The sequence below is a fragment of the Microlunatus sp. Gsoil 973 genome (genome assembly GCF_009707365.1).
GTDB lineage: Bacteria > Actinomycetota > Actinomycetes > Propionibacteriales > Propionibacteriaceae > Microlunatus.
In genome coordinates this window covers 258,443-278,250 of sequence record NZ_CP046122.1, presented here as the reverse complement: position 1 = coordinate 278,250, position 19,808 = coordinate 258,443, and the positions used below count along the sequence as shown (strand labels likewise).

Below are 19,808 nucleotides of genomic sequence, written 5' to 3'. Positions count from 1 at the left end.
TCCCTGCGGACAACCCTGCCGGGCACGTCGGCACCCGGTCAATGCCCACCCGGACGAGGCGAGACTGTGATGAGGACCCTGACAACGAACCTGATGACCGCGGTCAGGTTCGAAAACCGGAGGACTGTGTAAGGCCTATCAACCTAGGCTTGTTGGTCGATGACCGAGACACTGACCTCCCTGCCGGATGCTGGAGCACCGGTCCCCGTCGCGACGGACGATCCGGCACGTCGGGTGGACTGGCAACGGCTCCGCAGCCCGGCCTCGACAGTCGCCCTGGCCGCGGCCGCTGCGGCCGCAGTGGCCGCCACGCTGGGCAGTGTGGTCGCCGGTGCGTTGGCCGAACACCCCAGCTGGCGGTTGATCGGGCTGCTGGCACTGTGCGTGGTCGGCTCGGCGGTGATCGACAGTGCGGGAAAGGTCATCTGGGTCGGTGTGTCCGACCGCGTCGAGGGCCGGCTCCGCGACGACGTGTTGGCGGCGGCCCTCCGGCAACCACTGGCCGCGCTGAACGAACAGGCCGTCGGCGAGATCCTGGATCGCGTCGACGACGATTCCCACGAGGTGGGCAATCTGCTGCGCTGGCAGCTGTGGATGCTCTTTCGGACGATGTTCGGCACCGTTCCGATGTGGATCGTCGCCGGCGTGACCTGGTGGCCTGCCTTCTTCCTCCTGCCGCTGTTGGCCACCATCACCTGGTTCGCCATCCGCAAACTGCTGACCGAGATCAGCCGACGCAAGGTCATCGAGGAGATGGCCTGGACAGACCACGCCGCCGCCCTCGAGGAAGGCATCGCCGGCCGTGATGATCTCCGGACCAGCCTCGGGCAGGCACACATCCTGGCCCGCGTCGCCCGACTGTCGGCAGCCGTCCACGAGAAGTTCCGGGCCGTCATCGCCGTCGAGGCCCGCATCGGTCGCCGCGCCGGTGTCCTGCTGCACGCGCTGCTCGCCGCGATCGGTGTCGCCGGCGTTGCGCTGACGATCAACGATCACCTCAGCGTCGCCCGGCTGGTCACGCTGTTCCTGGTGACCTCGACCTTCGTCGGGCAGATCTCGATGGTCGCGAACAACCTGCCGGACCTGCAGGCCGGAATGGGTGCGATCACCCGGCTCCGACAGATGCTGGCCGCCGAGCCCGAACCCGAGGGCGGCGCCGTCCTGTCCTCGGATCCTGATCACCCGATCGACCTGGAGATCCGCGCCCTCGACTTCTCCTATGACGAGGGCACCTTCGCCCTGCAGAACATCGACCTGCGCGTACCGCAGGGGCAGACGATCGCGCTCGTCGGTCGTACCGGCTCCGGAAAGTCGACCCTCGCCTCCCTCATCTCGCGGGCGGTTGAGCCTCCGGTCGGCACGGTGTTCCTCGGTGGCGTCGACGTTCGTGATCTCGACCTGCAACAGTTGCGCGCCCGGGTCGGTGTGGTCACCCAGCGCACGGAGATCCTGGCCGGCACGCTGGCCGAGAACGTCGCCCTGTTCGACGACGACCTGCCTGCCCCGGTGATCGAATCCGCGGTCACCGAACTCGGCCTGAACGACTGGGTCAACGGACTGCCGAACGGCCTGGACACCGTGCTCGGGCCGGGCGGAACATCGCTATCGGCAGGCGAGGAACAGCTGGTCGCCTTCGCCCGACTGCTGGTGCGCGACGTCCGGGTGGTGATCCTGGACGAGGCGACGGCGCGGATGGATCCGCTGACCGAGCGGTTGGTGGTCGCCGCCTCGGACCGATTGTTGTCCGGGCGGACCGGTGTGCTGATCGCCCACCGGCTGACCACGATCGCCCGGGCCGGCCTGGTTGCGGTGCTTGATCACGGCCGGGTCGTCCAGCATGGCGTTCGCGTTGAACTGGCAGTTACGCCGGGACCGTTCCGGGACCTGCTGTTGGCCGGCGGCGCGGGCCGCGGGACCTACGACGGCCCGAGTGAGCAACCCGACGACCAGAACCATGATCAACACGATGACCGACATGATTCGCCCCGCGTGCCTGACCCGCCGTCCGCCGAGTCGGTCGGCGGGCGGCGGCGAGTGGGAGAACCGCCCAGCCGTCCCGAGGTCGGCACCGGGCCGAGCCTGGCCAAGGGTGTGTTGCACGCCCTGCTGGTCCGGCCGGAGTGGGGCGTCCTCGGTGCGCTGCTCTTCCTGTTCGCCGACGTGACCGGCGCACAGGGTGCGGTCACCGGTCTCGTCTGGGGCCACATAGTCGAAGCGCTGCAGGACGGCCGGGCGCCGTGGTGGTTGGTGCTCGCGCTCCTGGGAACCCTGATCGCAGCGCCGTTGGCGCTCGCCCAGGCATTCTGGATGTATCCGCGCTGGTGGGTCGAGGTGTTGCTGCGTACCCGGATGGCGGTGCTCTACGGCCAGACCCGCCAGCACCGGCTGGCCCGTACGCCGCCGGGCGAGGTGGTCGCCCGGTCGATGGACGCCGACCGGTTCGCCCGGTACGGCGACCGGTGGGTTGACTTCCTCAACGGCCTGGTCATCGCCGTGGTCACTGCTCTGCTGGGTGGCACCTGGCTGGCCGGTGCGGTGCTGTTGGCGGTGATGGTCTCCTCCGCCCTGGCCTCGACCATCGGTCGGCCGATCGCAGGCCGGTCGGCGGCCGCGGCCTCGGCGGCCCGGGCCCGCTTCGGCCGGACGCTGGTCTCGGTCCTGGACGCCGCACGGACCGTCAAGCTGGCGGCCGCGACCCAGCAGGTGCATGCACATCTGCGCCGGGTCGATGGTGGCCGTGTTGACGCTGCGGTCAGGGAGCACCGGGTACAGGCGCTGCTCGACGGCGTACCGGTGGTGATGGTGCAGATCGGCGCGGTCGCGGCCTGGGCGGCGTACATGGCCGACGTCTGGGGCCTGGCCACCGCGCTCCTGGTCGCCAATGCGGTCAGCGGCTTCAACTGGTTCGGCCGGGTGGCCGGCTCGGTGGTCACCGAGGCGCCGGGCACCCGCGCCTGGCAGGCCGAGACGAGCCGGTTCGCCGGTGGCAGGGACCTGATGGACCTGCCGCCCGGGATCGACCTGGTGAACGGTGTGGCGCCGGAACCGGTGCCTGCGCCGCGCACGCCGCTGGAGCGGCTGGACCTGATCGACTTCACCGCCGTGCACGACGACGGCACGATCGGCGTGTCCGGAATCAATCTGACCGTGCAGGCGGGTGAGTTGGTGCTGCTGGTCGGCCAGGTCGGGTCGGGCAAGTCCAGCATGCTGTCGGCACTGGCTGGTCTGATCGAACACCGCGGCGAGATCCGCTGGAACGGTCGGCTGATCGAGGACCCGCAGTCCTTCCTGCGCCCGGGGCAGGTGGCCCATGTCGCTCAGGTGCCGCGGGTGCTGTCCGGCACGTTCGCCGACAACGTACGGCTCGGACATCCGCGGGCCTTCGACGAGCCGGTGGCCGGTGCCCGGCTGGAGGCCGATATCGCCGATGCAGGCGGCAAGGACGCACTGGTCGGCCACCGGGGCGTCCGCCTCTCCGGCGGCCAGGTGCAGCGGCTCGCGTTGGCCCGGGCTCTGGCAACCGATGCCGAGTTGCTACTGGCCGATGACGTCTCCAGCGCGCTGGACGCGACGACCGAGATCGAGTTGTGGGCCACCCTGCGCGAGCGCCACGCCACCGTGATCGGGGCAACGTCGAAACGCTCCGCGCTGGCTCAGGCAGACAAGGTCGTCGTGCTCGTCGACGGCGAGGTTGCCGCCGTCGGCCCGTGGACCCGCCTCTCCGACACCTGGGGACACCTCGCCGGCTGACCCCCTCCCCGCCGAGGGGTCACATATCCCCTGATTTGTGCGGCGTGTCGTGCGGGTCCGGGGTTCGGAGCGTCGCGAACCCGGCCGGCAGCGGCGTCGATAGGCTGACCGGGTGACCGTGTCCCCGCCGCCGGCCGTGCAGACGTCGCTGCCGCAGGTCACCGCGATCACCTATCTGACGCCGCTGCGCGAGGGCGGCTCGTTGCCGGCGATCGTCGAGGCCGACGACCTCGGGACGTACGTGGTCAAGTTCGTCGGAGCCGGGCAGGGCCCGAAGGCGCTGGTCTCGGAGATCATCGTCGGCGAGTTGGCGCGCGCTCTTGGCATCCGTACGCCGGACCTGGCGTTGGTCGAGGTGGAGAGCGAGTTGGCTCGCGCCGAACCCGATTTCGAGGTCCAGGAGTTGGTGCAGGCCAGCGCCGGCCTCAATCTGGGCGTGGACTACCTGCCCGGCTCGATCGGCTTCGACCGGAGTTTCCGCGTGCCGCAGGACGAGGCCGCCCGGGTGGTCTGGATGGACGCCCTGGTGGCCAACGTCGATCGGAGCGCCCGGAACACCAATCTGCTGATCTGGCACCGGAATCTCTGGGCCATCGATCATGGTGCGTGCCTCCGCTTCCACCATGCCTGGGGGGATCCCGAGCGGTTCGCGCGCTCGCCCTATCGGTACGACGATCATGTGCTGGCCGGGCTGGCCGACGCCCGGTCGGTGCACGAGGAGCTGGCCGGGCTGGTGACCGGACAGCTGCTGGATTCGATCACCGGGCTGGTGCCGGACGGCTGGCTCGCCCCGGACGAGCTCCGGCCCGATCCGGCCGCGCCGACCGGCCCGGACGCCGCGCGTGCGGCCTACCGCGACTACCTGCTGGCCCGGCTCGCCGCGGCGGAGGCGTGGCTGCCGTGACCGGGAAGCAGAAGCTGTATCCGTACAGCTATGCGACGCTGCGGGCGGTCCCACGGGTCGAACGTGGCGAGTTCGTGAACATCGGAGTGATCATTTACTGTCAGGACCTTGACTTCCTCCGTGCCCGCGCCGATGTCGCACCGGAACGGATCCTCGCACTGGATCCGAAAGCGAACATCGAGTTGATCATCCAGGCCGCCGAATCGGTCGTTGCCGCCTGTACCGAGCCGGTCGGGACCAACCGGGAGAACTCCGGCCTGGTCACCCGCTTCGGCATGCTCACCGCACCGCGCAGTACGGTCGTCCAGCCCTCGCCGGTGCACACCGGTCTGACCGCGGATCCGATCGCCACGCTTGATCAGCTCGTCCGCCTGTTGGTCCTCCCGCCAGACTGAACGATTCGGCCCGCCCGCCCACCTCGACTTTCGACCAAAATCACTTCGCCCTCTTGCGCACAAAGAATCCCGGGGTGTATAGCGACTCTGCAGATGCCGGCCCAAGCATGGGCATTCACAGCACCGACTTTGTTCTTCCCGGTGATGAGCCGGCAGTAATTCTGAGTCAGACCGGTGGCCTGAAGACTTCCTCAGCATTTCGGGCATTTAGTCCCTAGCACGCCGGGACGAGGTGCCACTAGCGTCCTGCTCGACGAGGGGACTCGGGAAGGATGGCCATGCAATTTCATGCTCGTAACGAATCGGAATGGGTGTGATGGAGTGGCTCTTCCGACACTGCCTTTTCAACTGGTTCCGGCTTCGCCCGACGGATTTCCGGTCGAGAACAACGAGGGCTATCAGCTGTTGATCGACCAGGCGGTCAGCGGCGGCTCCGGAACGAGCAACTATCTCCAGCACATGCTGAGATTCTCCGCTTTCACCAGCTATCTGAACGCCCACGCCGAAACCGCGTTCTCCACAGAACAACTGCCCAGCGGCGCGATGCAGGCGATCGCCACCGACGGCACCACCACCATGAACGTGGCCGTACAGCTCAACCCCGACCTGTCCGAGACGGACTTGAACGGCGTCCCCGTGCGTGGCATAGCCACGGTCCGCCTCGCCCTGCCCCAGCCGACCCAGCTCGCCAAGATCATCTCGTTCGGGCTGTCGTTGGCCGAGATCCCCGCCGGGATCGTCGTCACCAACACGCTGATCCAGGCATTGTTCAAGCCGCTGCTGCAACAGCTGACCAGCTATGTACAGAGCACGGTCGAACGGTGGCTACAGATCGACGTCGGTGAGGACATCGACGGGCTCGGCGAAGACCTGGCCGACGCGGCGGGCGACGCTGCCGAGGACATCGGTGCCGAGTCGGCAGATCTGGTGGTCGAGGAGGTCGCGGTCGCCGAGGTCGCGATCGACCTCAGTGCAGCCGTCCCGGCGTTCGCCGCGTTGGCGTTGCTCGTCGCCGTGCCGTTACTGATAACAGCGTTGTCCAAGCAGTTCCAGGTGCATCTCGAGATCGACAATCAGACCAATACCGACTTCACCTGGTCGACGCCGTACACCTACAACGGCGCCATGACGGCCCAACCAGCCCAGTCGGTCCTTCCGCAAATGGGCCGTGCTGTGGATGCCTGGGGTGATGAGACCGACGTACCGGTCGTCTATCAAGCGAACTTCTCAACCATGAACAAGAGTGGTTACGAGGGCACCGGGTTTGCTCTGCAGTTGTCACCGCACGGCATGTCCGGCCAGGATCTCGCGGTCCTGATCTCCATTCCCTGGGCCGACGACAACGCTCTGTGGATCGGTGATTTCACTCCCGGAATGGATTGGGAACAGGCCTTTGACAACAATCCCGAAGCCCAGCTGCGGGTAAGTCACGGTAACCAGAAGTTCTACACAACCTTGTCGATCGATGCGCTGTCCGGCAACGACGACATTTACCACTGCGTGCTTCGAATTCAGCCGCTGTAAACCTCGTTCTCAATCGCACCACCTCACCCCCCCCCAATCCTCACCGACCACGCGAAGGGGACTTTCCGTGCCCGAACCCGACTCGTCGAACACTCTTGCCCTCTCCGTCGAACCGATGGATCCGGGCTACCCCGCGATCGTCGACGACGCCTTCACCACGGCGGTGAACAACACCAGAGCCGGGGGTGAGGGAGACCCAGGCGTACTTCGACTCCATGAACCAGACCGCCGACTTCTGGACGCTGCTGGCCGCCGGAACGATCACTCTGGCGCCCGGCGAGGACCCACAGGGCCGGCCGGTGATCATGGCCAGCGACGGGAACATCGACCTTCGGGTCCAGGCCGTGCCAACGACCCAGCAGGGTTCCGACCGGATCGGCGTACTCACGGTCACCACCCGTGAGGTGTCCGGCACGGGTGTCAGCCACCTGATGACAGCCGGCATCGTCGTGAAGAACAACCCGAGCACGCTGGAGATCGACGACACCGTCTTCAATGAACTGCTGCCCGCGCTCTACGAGAGCGCCGGCAACGCACTGGTCGCGCTCGCGGTCAATTTCGCCCAGGACAGCCAGGTCGAGTCGCCCGACGTCGACGCCGAGTCACTGGCATCGAAGGCGCTGTTCTCGGCCAGCCAGAAGGCGATCGGGCTGGCCGCGACGCTCGTCGAGTACGGCCTGGAGTTCACCGCCGTCACCTGGGGACAGATCGTGGGCGAGGCTCTGGGCGTCGGCGCGCTGATGGCCATCCCGGCCATCGTCGAATTCCTCGGCCACACGATGCGCCACTCGGTGGTGGTCGAGAACCTCACATCGACCTCCGTGGCGTGGCAACTCAGCACCATCCACGGCGAGAACACCGTCAACCAGCCGGCCACGCCGATCCCCGGCCAGCACAGCACACCGGATCCGCTGCAGCCGACCACCACCCTCACGCTCTCGTCCCAGCTGCACCTGCTGCACGTCAACACCACTCGGGAGTCGAGCATCGGGTACGTCCTCGGGCTGACCCCACAGGACGGCAGCCCGACGGCTCAGGTGCTGGTCAACGTGCCGTGGGCAGGCGACAACGTGATCTGGGTCGGCCAGTCCGACGACCCGGCCTCGACCATCTGGGACAACCACTACTTCGGTCCCGATACACCGCTGACCACGACCGCAACCGTCGGCAACTACTCCGCCACCGTGACGCTGAACCAGCTGCGGGGCGAGCACGACGGCGCCTACTTCTACTGCTCGTCCATCCTCATCTCCCCCGCGAACTGAACCAAGGAGCACCCATGGGCACGCAATCGTCCGGCAACACCGTGTCGATCTCCCTCACCCCGATCACGTCCGGCAGTACGCCGCCCAACATCGCCGACGACAACTTCAATACCGCGGTCCAGGCGGCCAAGGCAGGAGGTGACGCCACTCAGGCCTACTTCGACGCGACCAACCAGACCGCCGACTACTGGAACTGGCTCACCGACACGGTCGCCGGCGGCGAGGACCCGTGGGCCGACGGCGTCGACCCGGACGGCAACCCGATCCAGATGTCGTCCAACGGCAACCTCGATGTCAGGATGGGCGCCTTCTACCGTGCCCCAGCCGCCGGGGATGGTCACGTCGCGGCAGCGGCCGGCGACCCGCCGCCGGTCGTCGGCCTGGCCAGCATCCAGACCCACAACACCACCAACGCGATCTCCAGCGACATCAGCTTCGGTCTGAGCCTCGCCGGGCTGCCCCCGGGCATCGTGCTCAGCGGGAAACTGTTCCAGGACTTGATCAAGCCCGTCTATGCCAACCTCAAGACCGCAGTCAACAAGCTGGCGACCAAGTTCAAGCAGAGCGCGGAGGTCGAGGATCCGAGCATCGACCCGGAGTCGGAGGCTGAGGAACCGATCAGCGAGGCCGAGGGCGAGGTCGAAGGCATCGAGGGCGAGCTTGCCGAGCAGGGCGCGGAGTACCTGGCCATCGATTACGGGTCGGTGCTCGGCGAGGCCGCCGGTCTCGGTGTCCTCGCAGCGATCCCGCTCATCGTCGGCTTCCTCGGCCACAAGATGGTCAACAGCGTGATGATCCAGAACCTGACCAACACCGATTTCACCTGGTCGATGCTCAGCCAGGAGCACGGGTCGGCCTCGGTGATGCCGGACCCCAAGGAGAACAACCAGATCCCCAAGATGGATTACAACACCGACTCCTGGGGCGACAAGACGACGGTCAAGGTCTGCTACGAGGCGCGGATGCAGTTCATCAATTCCACCGACTATGGCGACATCGGTTGGGTGCTCGGCCTGACTCCCGCGGACGGGAACCCGGAGCTGGCCGTACTGACGAACGTTCCGTGGGCCGGCGACAACATCATCTGGGCCGGTCAGTCCCAGGGATCGGCCGATGACATGTGGGACGAGCACGGCCAGATCCCCGACGGACAGCTGAGCGTCGTCGGCTCTGCCGGGGGTTACAAGGTGACGAACTCGATCACCAAGCTGTCCGGAGAGACCGACGGGGCGTACTTCTACGGGAACCTCATCGTCATCGAACCAGCCTGATCGCCGTACCGACACGCCCCACCGAAACACCCCACCGACACAGGAGCCAAGGATGGGATACGGAGCCTTTTTCAACGTGCAGAACAACAGGAGCCAATCGCTCCGCCTCTTCGTCACCGACGTGCAGTGCATGTACGACAACGGCGACCAAGGGTCCAACCTCTCGCTCTTCAACAACGCGGTGGTGTCCGGCAAGAGCGCGTTGCCCGCAAGTGGGACGCAATACATCGAGGTCAAGGCCAGCGGCGGTTGCTTCTTCCAGACCTCGACCTTCCACCTGAAGGTCACCGACGACGCCAACGGCGCGATCATCGGTGAAGCCGACTTCCTGGAAGACGACAACAACTGGAACCTCGACAAGAACACCAACCCCGACGTGATCAACGTGATGATCAACAACTCGGGGGATCAGGCCCGGATGACCGTCACCGTCGCGGCCAGCTGACCCCCAGGGTCAGCGGCCGGCGGCGGCCAGTTCGCGCTGCTCGTCCTTGGCGACGACGGTCTGCTGGCGCCGGAAGGGGGCCAGCAGGGTCGGAAGGATCTCGCGGCGGTTGACGATCAGGGCGCCGACCGCCAGCACACCGAATACGGCCGACAAGATCAACCGTCCGGTCGTACCGGGGATCACGAACTGGCAGACGAACAGCCCGAGCAGGGTCCAGGCCAGCCACCGCGGGAACCGCAGCTTCAGCAGAACGGCGATCCCGAGCAGGGTCTGGGCCGCGGTGAGGATGAACTCCTCGGTCTGCCGGCCGTCCATCGGCAGCGAGCTGCCACCGCCACCGATCAGGTACGCGATGGGCAGCGATCCGACCAGCATGGTCCACTGGTTGACCTTGGCCGAGATCAGCATGCCGATGGCGCCGGCGGCCTTGCCCTGCACCGCGAAGATCACGGCGACAATCAGCTCGGGCGCCTCGGAGGCCAGCGGAGCCAGCCATTGGACCAGCAGGAACTGGTCGACGCCGAGGATCCGGCCGCTGGCCACCAGCGCATTGGCGAAGGGTTCGGCGCAGAGCAGGATCACCGCTGCTGCGACGGCGAACAGCCCGATGACGGTTGCCCGCCTCCGGGCCGCCGGAAGGTGGCCGATCCGCGCGGCCGGGCCGATCAGATCGGGTTCCTCACCGCCGTCGGAGGTGGCGGCGCGAACCAGGTAGAAGGCGAAGATCGCCAGCAGGCCGAGACCCAGAAGGATGTGGATCTGACCGGTGATCGGAATGACGAAGGACACCAGCGAAGCGATCGCCAGGAAGCCCAGTTCGATCCGGTTCCCGGACTCCAGGACGACTGCCCGAACCGTCCGGCCGGTGCGCTTGGACGTGATCGCCAGCGCGACGATCACCACCAGCGCCCAACCGACGCCGAGCAGCAGACGGTTGGAGCCGGTCATGTTGGCTGCAGCGTAGGCCACATGGGCCGGGTTGCTGCCCGCCGAATAGGCGAAGTAGAGGTCGACGGCGTACTCCGGTAGTACGACGATGACCGCCAGGATCGCGATCGCCAGCCCGCCGGAGATGTCGAATTCGGCGGCTTCTGCCGCCCAGGCCAGCATGAAGGAGGCGGCGACCACGGCACCGCCGAAGATCAGCAGGCTGACAGGTGCCGGAAGTTCCACCCCGAGGAGTCGCAGGACGATGGCCGGTGCGGCGATCAGGCAGCACAGCAGAGCGGGGCGGACAGCTTTGAGCACCCATCCATGATGCCGACATTTTGATACTTACGCAAATGAGGAACTGCCGAAATGAGGGACACGTGTTGTGTCCTGGCAAGGGTCGCGCCCAAGTCGGACACCCAGGTTGGAGAATGGACGCGTGATCCCCGACCCGACCGGCGCACAACTGGACACCGCTGCCCGCACCTTCGCGTTGTTGTCCGCACCGGTGCGCCTGCATCTGGTCGCGCTCGCGTCGGCCGGCGAATACGACGTCGGCACGCTGTCGGAGCGGGTCGGAGTGTCCATTGCGACTGCCAGCCAACATCTGTCCAAGCTGCGGCTGGCCGGGGTGGTGAGCAGCCGCCGGGACGGCCGCCGACAGATCTACACCGTCGACGACCCGCACGTGATCACCATGGTCGAGCAGATCTTCGAGCACATCGCACCCGACGGCACGTTGGCACCCGATCCCCCACTGCCGCTGCGGCAGATGCTGGAGGGGACCCAGGAGCGCCACGCCGCGGGCGATCCGACCGCCTGACCGGCGATCGACCGGCGCGACACGCCGCGCAGATGAGGGATTATCTGACCCCTCGGCGGGTCAGTCGGGGTCGGTGGCGGCCGCGAGCAGTTCGGAGTGGTGGACGATGGTGGTCCGATCCCGGCCGTGGCCCTGGCCGCGGGCCATCTCGGCTGCGTCGATCCGCTGCCAGGCGGGCAGGTCGAGGGGTCTGATGCCGCGGTCGGCCAGCAGCGAGGTCAGTTCGGCGATGTCGTGTCGGGCCATGAGCGCCTCGTCGGAGACGTCGTTGAGCAGGCTGTGCACGGTCTCCACCGCGTCGGACTTGTTCGTCCCGATGACGCCGGTCGGTCCCCGCTTGATCCAGCCGGTGACGTACTCATCGGGTGAGAAGCCGTCCTCCCGGATGACGTGGCCGTCGGCGTGCGGCACCCGGCCGAGGTCCTGGTCGTACGGGATGCCGTCCAGCGCGATGCCGCGATAGCCGACCGATCGCACCACCAGCTGCGCCGTGATCGGTTCCAACGGTCCGGCGGCGACGACCCGGCCGGTGTCGTTCAGCCGGGTGCGTTCGACCTCGACTGCCTCGACCCGGTCGCTGCCGAGGATCCGGACGGGTCGGGTCCAGAAGTGCAGATGGATCCGGCGCGGTGCTCCGGTGATCGGCCGGTCCAGCCAGTCCTGCATGGCGGCGACATTGCGCGCCGCGACCTTGTCCTTGGTGATCCGCGCCTTGCCGGCCTGGTCAAGATCGAAGTCCGCCGGATCGAGCAGCAGGTCGACGTTCTCGATCTTGGCGATCTCCCGGAGTTCCTTCGTGGTGAAGGCGGTGTACGCCGGTCCGCGACGGGCCAGCAGGTGAACATCGGTGATCGACTTCTGCGCCAGCACCGACAACACCTCGTCAGCCATGTCGGTCTCGTCGAGTTCGTCGGCCTCCTTGATCAACACGCGCAACACGTCCAGCGCGACATTCCCGGCGCCGACGACGACGGCCTGCCTGGCCCGGGTGATCAACTCCTCGATCGGGTTGTGCCCGTACCGGTGATCATCGCCGCCCGACGTCTCGGGGTGCACGTCCGGATTGCCGCAGTACCAGGCGACGAGATCCGGTGCGGCGATGCTGCCGGCAAGGTCCTCGCCCTCCACGTCGAGCCGTCGGTCGCTGGCCGCGCCATAGGCATAGATCACCGCGTCGGTGACCGACCGCAGCTCCTCGACGGTGATGTCGCGTCCGATCGCGACATTGCCGAAGAAACTGACGTCATCGCGTTCCAGGGTGCGTTCCAGGGTGTTGCGGATCGACCGGATGCTCGGATGGTCCGGGGCGACGCCGTAGCGCACCAGTCCGAACGGCACCGGCAGCTTGTCGATCACCGCCACCTGGACGGGGATCTCCGACTGCGCAGTCAGCGCTTCGGCGGCGTAGATACCCGACGGACCGGCTCCGACAATGGCGACGACCAGCGGCTTCATGTCACCCAACGGTAGCGATAAGAACGTCCTTGTCGATCGCGGTACCGGCCGCTGAGGCGGGTCGGGGCGCAATCGCAAGGACGTTCTTGTCGGTCAGCTCGCGGCAGGAACCTCGGCGGGAGTGTTCTTGCGCCCCTTGCCTCCGCGCCGCCGGCCGGATCGGCCATGGTCCTCGCGGGCACCGCCGTCGGCCATCTTCGCGTCGGCGACCGGCATGTCGTGCAGTTCGACACCGCGTCCATGACAGTGCGGGCACTCGGTACTGAACGCCTCGAGCAGGCCGGTGCCGATCCGCTTCCGGGTCATCTGCACCAGGCCGAGGCTGGTCACCTCGGCAACCTGGTGCCGGGTCCGGTCACGGCCGAGGCATTCGACCAGTCGGCGCAGCAGCAGTTCGCGGTTGCTGGGCAGAACCATGTCGATGAAGTCGATCACGATGATGCCGCCGATGTCGCGGAGCCGCAGTTGTCGGACGATCTCCTCGGCAGCCTCGAGATTGTTGGAGGTGATGGTCGCCTCGAGATTGCCGCCCGAACCGGTGAACTTGCCGGTGTTCACGTCGATCACCGTCATCGCCTCGGTCCGGTCGATGATCAGCGAGCCGCCGGACGGCAGGAACACCTTCCGCTCCAGGCCCTTGGCGATCTGCTCGTCCAGCCGGTAGCTGCCGAAGAGATCGCCGTCCTTGTCGGCGTCCCAGCGCTTCATCCTGTCGGCCAGGTGCGGGGCGACGTGCTGCATGTACGCCTCGAGCGCGTCGTAGGTGTCGTTCGCCGATCCGTTGCCCTGGATGATCAGCTCGGAGAAGTCCTCGGTGAACAGGTCCCGGACGATCCGCAGCGTCAGGTCGGGTTCGGCGTAGAGCAGTTGCGGCGCGTTACCCGCCTTGACCTTGCGTTCGATGTCCTCCCACTGCGCCTTGAGCCGGTTGACGTCGCGGGTCAACTCGTCCTCCGACGCGCCCTCGGCGGCGGTGCGGACGATCACGCTGGCCGTCTCACCGACGGCGGCGTCGAGGATCTCCTTGAGCCGCTTGCGCTCGGTCTCCGGGAGTTTGCGGGAGATTCCGGACAGATGGCCGCTGGGTGCGTAGACCACGTACCTTCCGGGGATGGACACGTGATTGGTCAGTCGGGCGCCCTTGGCACCCACCGGATCCTTGGTCACCTGGACCAGGACGGTCTGCCCGGACTTGAGGACGTTCTCAACCTTGCGATCGTGGCCTTCGGCGCCGAAGGAGTCCCAATCGACCTCGCCGGCGTAGAGCACGGCGTTCCGGCCCCGGCCGATGTCGATGAAGGCCGCCTCCATCGAGGGCAGAACATTCTGCACCCGACCGAGATAGACGTTGCCGATCAGGGAATTGGCGCTCTCCCGGTCGACATAGTGCTCGACCAGGATGCCGTCCTCGAGTACGGCGATCTGGGCAAGATCGTCACGCTGCCGGATGATCATCTTCCGGTTGACCGACTCACGGCGGGCCAGGAACTCGGCCTCGCTGATGATCGGCGCGCGGCGGCGGCCGGCCTCGCGACCCTCCCGACGGCGCTGGCGCTTGGCTTCCATCCGCGTCGATCCGTCGATGCCGGTGACCTCGTCGGACGCCTTGCGCGGCTCGCGAACGCGGACCACCACGTCGCTCGGGTCGTCCGGCGCCCCGGCCGTGTCCTCACCCTTGCGGCGCCGACGGCGACGGCGACGGCGACGCTTGCCGTCTCCGCTCTCACCGTCGGTGTCGTCATCCGAACCCGCCTCGTCTGCAGACTCGTCGTGCTCTGCGTCCGGCTCCTCGTCGCCGGCTTCCGCAGCCACCTTGGAAGGCCGGTCGGAGTCCTCGGCGGCGTCGGTCTCCTCGGACCCGGCTTCGTCCGGCCCGGTTTCCTCCGACGACTCGTCGCCGGTCGCGTCGGAGCCGTCCGCGCCCCGACCGCGACGGCGACGGCGACCTCCACGGCGACGGCGACGCCGCCTGTTGCCGCCTTCGTCGTGGTCCTCGGACTCGTCGGTGTCGTCGCTGTCCGTGTCGGTTCCCTCAGCAGCTTCGCCAGCCGTTCCGCCAGCCGTTTCAGCGGCCGTTTCGGCGGCTGTTTCCTCAGCCGTTCCAGCGCTGTCGGCGGCGATCTCCTCGCCGGTTCCCTCGGCTTCGGCTTCGGCATCAACTTGGGCAACGGCTTCGGCGGCGGGTTCCGGGGTTGTCGTCACGGGTTCGGCGGCTGCGGTCTGCTCGACCTGCGCACCGTCTGCTGCTCCGTCGGACGGGACAGCCTGTTCCCGTTCGGCCAGGGTCGCGTTCATCGCCGACGCGATGGCGTCCTCGATCGAAAGGTCGGGTGTCGGTTCGGCGTCGGGCTGCGTGGTCGTTCCGGCCGCGACCGTCTCCTGGGCCTCTGCCGGCTCGGTCGGTTCGGTCAGTTCGACTGCAGGGGCGGCGGCCTTCTTGGCCGGCGCCTTGCGGGTCCGCTTGGTCGTGGTCTTCTTGGCCGGCGCCTTGCGTGTCGTGGTCTTCTTGGCCGGGCCGGCCTCCGACTCACCGGCTGCGGCCTCGGTCGACTCGGCGGTCGCCTCGACAGTGCTGGTTTCCGGCGCCTCGGCGGTGGGCGCGGAAGATTCGCCAGTCGACTCCGGAGACTGGGCGGTCTTCTTGGCCGCGGTCTTGCGAGCGGTGGTCTTCTTGGCCGCCGTCTTAGCCGTCTTCTTGGCGGCGGTCTTCTTGGCTGCCGTCTTGCGGGCGGTCGTCCGAGTCGCGGAGGCGCCCTCGGCGGGCTCGTACCGGGTCTCCGGCAGGCTCGGCCCCGGCTGGCTGGGCTCCTGCGGCGTGGAATCCGCCTGGCTGGATGGCGCCGGTAACTCCGGCTGGGCAGCTGCGGCGGGTGATGGCGGGCCGGCCGGTCGGCTGGCCGCGCGGCGACGAGGCCGCTTGGGCGCCTCGGCGGGCAGTGCGTCCCCGTTACTAGTGTTGACGTCGTTGCTGCTGTTCACGACGTTGCTTGGGTTGACGTTGTTGTCGGGCTCTGAATCGAGCATCCAGACTCCTTCTCGGCGCGAGACAAGCGCACCGATGTTCGTACGCGTCCGGCCTGGCCGGGCGCAAAGCTTTCCGGTGCAGCGACAACCGTCGCGGGCCAGCCGCGGTCGAGCAACGCAACCTCGCGTATCCGCTCGTCGCGGCCGTGGCCGTACGTGTCCCGGTGACGAGCTGTCACCTCGCTCGGGACGTCACTGCAGATCGACCTCTGACACCTGTTCCTCTGGGCCAACCCCGTACCGGCGGCCTGCGACCAGAAGTCTTGGCGTCTTCGTCTGAGACCGAGTATCCCACACCGAACCAGTACCGACCCAACCGACCGTCCGCGACGTGCTGGGCCGGGGACCGGTCAGAACGGTTCGACGAACCCGCCGGAATCGTCCAGTTGCCCCTGCTTGACCCGCGTGATCAGCGGGTCGGCAGGCGCGAATCCCGGGGTGCTCCGGCTCATTGCGGACAGCAGGTCGTCAGGGCGTACCAACGGCGTCAGGTGCCGGGTGGTGACCTCGATGCGGGTGCCGGAGGCGGTCATCCGGACGACCGACTCCCGCGCATCGAAGCTGCGCAGGCCGTTCTTGGTCATCCGCTCGGTGATCGCCTCGTCCACGGCCAGGAACTCCTCGACCGCCCGAGCGACCACAGCGGGGTCGCTGTCGGTGAGGTCGATCTGCCATCGGGAGGCCGTCAGCTGGTCGGCCAGTGATCCCGGGTCGGCCTCGACGACGGCCAGCACGTCCAGGCCGGCGGGCAGCGCACGGTCGAGTTCTTCGGCGACCAGGTCGGGCACGCACACATCGGCCAGGGCGATCTCCAGGTACTCCGCCTCGCTCGCCGCCCCGGTCGGCGAAGCCGTGGCGTAGGAGATCCGTGGATGCGGCGAGAAGCCCGATGAGTACGCCATCGGAATCCCCGCCCGGCGTAGGGCACGTTCGAACGCCCGGCCGAAGTCGCGGTGGCTGGTGAACCGCAACCGGCCACGCTTGGCGTACCGGATGCGCAGCCGCTGCACCGGTGGTGCCTGCTGCTCGGGTTGTCGACGTGCCACGGCGAGCACATTAGATCAGCCGCGATCCCGTGCGACAGCGAGTGCGCCGGTGCGACGACGTCCCCCGCCCCGTTCTCCCCCGGCTACGCAAGGTCAAAGTTTGAGCCTCGGGTTGTTCTCGCCGGCGTGTCGGAGCCGCACGGTCAAACTTTGACCTTCGGTGTTTGGGGCGGCGGGTTTGGGCGGCGGGGTTGGGCGGCGGGGACGGGCGGGGACGGGCGGGGGCGACGCGCAAGTCAGTCGTAGAGCTTCTTGGCGTACTCGGCCTCGGAGTAGTAGCGCTCGATGTCGGCGAGGTCCTCGTCCTGGCGTTCCATGGCCTTGGCGATGCGGGCCCGGCTCGGAACCGCCTCCGGATTCCAGGTCTGTGGTTTCCACAGCCCCGATCGCAGGAAGGCCTTCGCGCAATGGTGATAGATGGTGTCGATCTGCACGAGGATCGCCAGCTGCGGTCGATGACCCTTGACGACCATCTCGTCGAAGAACGGTGCATCCGCGACCAGCCGCGCGCGGCCGTTGATCCGCAGCGTGTCACCACGCCCGGGTATCAGGAACAGCAGGCCGACGTGGGGGTTGGTCAGGATGTTGCGATAGCCGTCGGCGCGCTTGTTGCCCGGACGCTCACCGATCGCGATGGTGCGGTCGTCGATCACGTGGGCCAACTGGCCGGCGGGATCACCCTTGGGCGAGGCGTCGCAGTTGCCTTCGGCATCGCTGGTCGAGATCACGCAGAACGGTGCTGCTGCCAGCCATTCCACGTCGAGTTCGTGGAGCCGGTCGCGTTCCTTGTCGCGGACCCGCGGCAGCGGCGTGCCGATCAGGTCCTCCAGCGCTTCGACGGAGGTGATCTCGGTGTAACCGGTCTCGGCGAAACCGGTCTCGGCGAATGTGGTCACCATCACACCGTACGGTGCGATCCCTCGGCCTGTCGCGGACCATTTCCCAACTGGTCTGGCCCCTAACGCCGGCTCAGGCCGTGACCTTGTGTTTCACCTCGGCGATCGGCAGCAGCTTGCGCCCGGTGGGGCCGATCTGGATCGCAGTGTCCAGTTGCGGGCAGACGCCGCAGTCGAAACACGGCGTCCAGCGGCAGTCGTCCAACTCCACCTCGTCCAGCGCGTCCTGGTAGTCCTCCCAGAGCCAGTCCCGGTCCAGTCCGGAATCCAGGTGGTCCCAGGGCAGCACCTCGGCGTAGTCCCGTTCCCTGGTGGTGTACCAGTCGAGATCGACACCGGTGCCCGCCAGGGCCCGCTCGGAGGCGGCCACCCAGCGGTCGTAGGAGAAGTGCTCGTGCCAACCGTCGAACCGGCCGCCGTCCCGCCACACCTCCTCGATGATCTTGCCGACCCGGCGGTCACCACGGCTCAACAGGCCTTCGATGACCCCCGGCTTGCCGTCGTGGTAGCGGGAAGCCGATCGCCTTGCCGTACTGCCGATCCGAGCGCACCGCCTCGCGCAGCTTGGCCAGCCGGTCGTCGATGGTTCCATGATCGGTCTGGCCGACCCACTGGAACGGCGTGTGCGGCTTGGGCACGAACCCGCCGATGCTGACCGTGCACCGGATGTCCCGCCGGCCGCTGACCGTGCGACCGGTTTCGATCACCCGCTTGGCAAGATCGGCGATGGCCAGCACATCCTCGTCGGTCTCGGTCGGCAGCCCGCACATGAAGTACAGCTTCACCTGTCGCCAGCCGTTGCCGTACGCGGTCGCGACGGTGTTGATCAGGTCGTCCTCGCTGACCATCTTGTTGATCACCTTGCGCATCCGCTCCGAGCCGCCCTCCGGTGCGAAGGTCAGCCCCGACCGGCGGCCGTTGCGGGACAACTCGTTGGCAAGATCGATGTTGAACGCGTCCACCCGGGTGCTGGGCAGCGACAACGAGACATTGCTGCCCTCGTAGCGATCCGCGAGTTGTTTGGTGATGTCCCCGATCTCGGAGTGATCGGCACTGGACAGGCTGAGCAGTCCGACCTCCTCCAGGCCGGTCTGCTCGATGCCGTTCTGCACCATCGCACCGATCGTCTCGATGTTCCGTTCCCGGACCGGGCGGGTGATCATGCCGGCCTGGCAGAAGCGGCAGCCGCGGGTGCAACCGCGGAAGATCTCCACTGAGAACCGCTCGTGCACGGTCTCGGCCAACGGCACCAGCGGCTTCTTCGGGTACGGCCAGGCGTCCAGATCCATCACCGTGTGTTTGGCGACGGTGAACGGGACGCCGGCACGGTTCGGAGCCACGCGGCGGATCCTGCCGTCCGGCAGGTAGTCGACGTCGTAGAACCTGGGCACGTAGACGCCGCCGGTCTCCGCCAGCCGCAGCAACAGACCGTCGCGGCCACCGGGCCGGTCCTCGTCCTTCCACTCCCGGATCACGTCGCTGATCTTCAGCACGATCTCCTCGCCGTCGCCGAGGACGGCGGCGTCGACGAAATCGGCGATCGGCTCCGGGTTGAAGGCCGCATGCCCTCCGGCCAGCACGATCGGGTCGTCCTCGCCCCGATCGACGGCGTGCACCGGCATCCCGGCAAGATCAATGGCATTGAGCAGGTTGGTGTAACCAAGTTCGGTGGAGAAGCTCACCCCCAGGACGTCGAACGCACCGATCGGCCGGTGCGAATCGACGCTGAACTGCGGCAGGCCGTGCTCGCGCATCAGCGCCTCGAGGTCGGGCCAGACGGCGTAGGTCCGTTCCGCCAGGATCCAGTCCTGCTCGTTGAGCACCTCGTACAGGATCTGGACACCCTGGTTGGGCAGGCCGACCTCGTACGCATCGGGATACATCAGGCACCACCGGACGCGGGTGGCGGCCCAGTCCTTGGCGACGCTGTTCAGCTCCCCGCCGACGTACTGGATCGGCTTCCCGACGCGCGCCAGCAGCGGTTCGAGCGCGCCGAAGACGGGCTCCGGACTCAGATCGAGGCTCATAACACCGTTCAGCGTAACTATTCGCCCGCCGACCGTCGATTCCCCGACCG

Annotated in this window: 13 protein-coding genes and 1 pseudogene; 8 read left to right on the top strand and 6 right to left on the bottom strand. The window is 67.4% G+C overall.

From position 1 onward, the window contains the following. Positions 1-159: 159 nt before the first annotated feature. The 7 genes from GJV80_RS01255 (at position 160) to GJV80_RS01225 (ending at position 9,554) form a co-directional block, all read left to right on the top strand. Entirely contained in the window at positions 160-3,750 is a 3,591-nt protein-coding gene (locus tag GJV80_RS01255) for an ABC transporter ATP-binding protein (protein ID WP_154686369.1), read from the top strand. Positions 3,751-3,862: 112 nt separating this feature from the next. Further along, entirely contained in the window at positions 3,863-4,654 is a 792-nt protein-coding gene (locus GJV80_RS01250; protein WP_230208004.1) for a HipA family kinase, read from the top strand. Continuing rightward, positions 4,651-5,049 (top strand): DUF3037 domain-containing protein, encoded by a 399-nt coding sequence (locus tag GJV80_RS01245; protein WP_230208003.1) that lies wholly within the window; start codon positions 4,651-4,653, stop codon positions 5,047-5,049. The genes GJV80_RS01250 and GJV80_RS01245 overlap by 4 nt, the downstream gene beginning before the upstream one ends. 321 nt (positions 5,050-5,370) lie before the next feature. Further along, a complete protein-coding gene (locus GJV80_RS01240) occupies positions 5,371-6,573 on the top strand; it encodes a hypothetical protein (protein WP_154686368.1) in 1,203 nt (400 codons plus the stop codon). Positions 6,574-6,758: 185 nt separating this feature from the next. Continuing rightward, the gene (locus tag GJV80_RS01235) at positions 6,759-7,838 is read left to right on the top strand and encodes a hypothetical protein (RefSeq protein ID WP_154686367.1); all 1,080 of its coding nucleotides are present in this window, start codon (positions 6,759-6,761) and stop codon (positions 7,836-7,838) included. 14 nt (positions 7,839-7,852) lie between these two features. Continuing rightward, positions 7,853-9,109, top strand: a complete 1,257-nt coding sequence (locus GJV80_RS01230; RefSeq protein WP_154686366.1) for a hypothetical protein — start codon at positions 7,853-7,855, stop codon at positions 9,107-9,109. Between the two features lie 52 nt (positions 9,110-9,161). Further along, the gene (locus GJV80_RS01225) at positions 9,162-9,554 is read left to right on the top strand and encodes a hypothetical protein (protein WP_154686365.1); all 393 of its coding nucleotides are present in this window, start codon (positions 9,162-9,164) and stop codon (positions 9,552-9,554) included. A gap of 9 nt (positions 9,555-9,563) precedes the next feature. On the opposite strand, the gene GJV80_RS01220 is transcribed toward GJV80_RS01225, so the two are convergent. Continuing rightward, positions 9,564-10,805 carry a sodium:proton exchanger gene (locus GJV80_RS01220; protein WP_154686364.1) on the bottom strand — a complete coding sequence of 414 codons (1,242 nt, stop codon included), beginning with the start codon at positions 10,803-10,805 and terminating at the stop codon, positions 9,564-9,566. Between the two features lie 121 nt (positions 10,806-10,926). On the opposite strand from GJV80_RS01220, the gene GJV80_RS01215 reads away from it, so the two are divergent. Beyond that, a complete protein-coding gene (locus GJV80_RS01215) occupies positions 10,927-11,310 on the top strand; it encodes a helix-turn-helix transcriptional regulator (RefSeq protein WP_230208002.1) in 384 nt (127 codons plus the stop codon). 60 nt (positions 11,311-11,370) lie between these two features. Here GJV80_RS01215 and GJV80_RS01210 read toward each other — a convergent pair whose 3' ends face one another. The 5 genes and pseudogenes from GJV80_RS01210 to GJV80_RS01190 all read right to left on the bottom strand — a co-directional run bounded on the left by GJV80_RS01210 (position 11,371) and on the right by GJV80_RS01190 (position 19,758). After that, positions 11,371-12,765 (bottom strand): FAD-dependent oxidoreductase, encoded by a 1,395-nt coding sequence (locus GJV80_RS01210; RefSeq protein ID WP_154686362.1) that lies wholly within the window; start codon positions 12,763-12,765, stop codon positions 11,371-11,373. A gap of 93 nt (positions 12,766-12,858) precedes the next feature. After that, a complete protein-coding gene (locus tag GJV80_RS01205; protein ID WP_154686361.1) occupies positions 12,859-15,789 on the bottom strand; it encodes an Rne/Rng family ribonuclease in 2,931 nt (976 codons plus the stop codon). Between the two features lie 350 nt (positions 15,790-16,139). Further along, entirely contained in the window at positions 16,140-16,844 is a 705-nt protein-coding gene (locus tag GJV80_RS01200) for a TIGR03936 family radical SAM-associated protein (protein ID WP_370518806.1), read from the bottom strand. Positions 16,845-17,071: 227 nt separating this feature from the next. Further along, complete coding sequence (locus GJV80_RS01195) at positions 17,072-17,731, bottom strand: pyridoxamine 5'-phosphate oxidase family protein (protein ID WP_230208000.1); 660 nt, start codon at positions 17,729-17,731, stop codon at positions 17,072-17,074. A gap of 73 nt (positions 17,732-17,804) precedes the next feature. Beyond that, positions 17,805-19,758, bottom strand: a pseudogene (locus GJV80_RS01190) (TIGR03960 family B12-binding radical SAM protein). Positions 19,759-19,808: the final 50 nt, after the last annotated feature.

What these genes read in the sequence shown, in the direction of transcription:
- GJV80_RS01225 (WP_154686365.1), top strand. Translation starts at nt 9,162, where the DNA reads ATGGGATACGGAGCCTTTTTCAACGTGCAGAACAACAGGAGCCAATCG.
- GJV80_RS01205 (WP_154686361.1), bottom strand. Translation starts at nt 15,789, where the DNA reads ATGCTCGATTCAGAGCCCGACAACAACGTCAACCCAAGCAACGTCGTG.
- GJV80_RS01255 (WP_154686369.1), top strand. Translation starts at nt 160, where the DNA reads ATGACCGAGACACTGACCTCCCTGCCGGATGCTGGAGCACCGGTCCCC.
- GJV80_RS01230 (WP_154686366.1), top strand. Translation starts at nt 7,853, where the DNA reads ATGGGCACGCAATCGTCCGGCAACACCGTGTCGATCTCCCTCACCCCG.
- GJV80_RS01210 (WP_154686362.1), bottom strand. Translation starts at nt 12,765, where the DNA reads ATGAAGCCGCTGGTCGTCGCCATTGTCGGAGCCGGTCCGTCGGGTATC.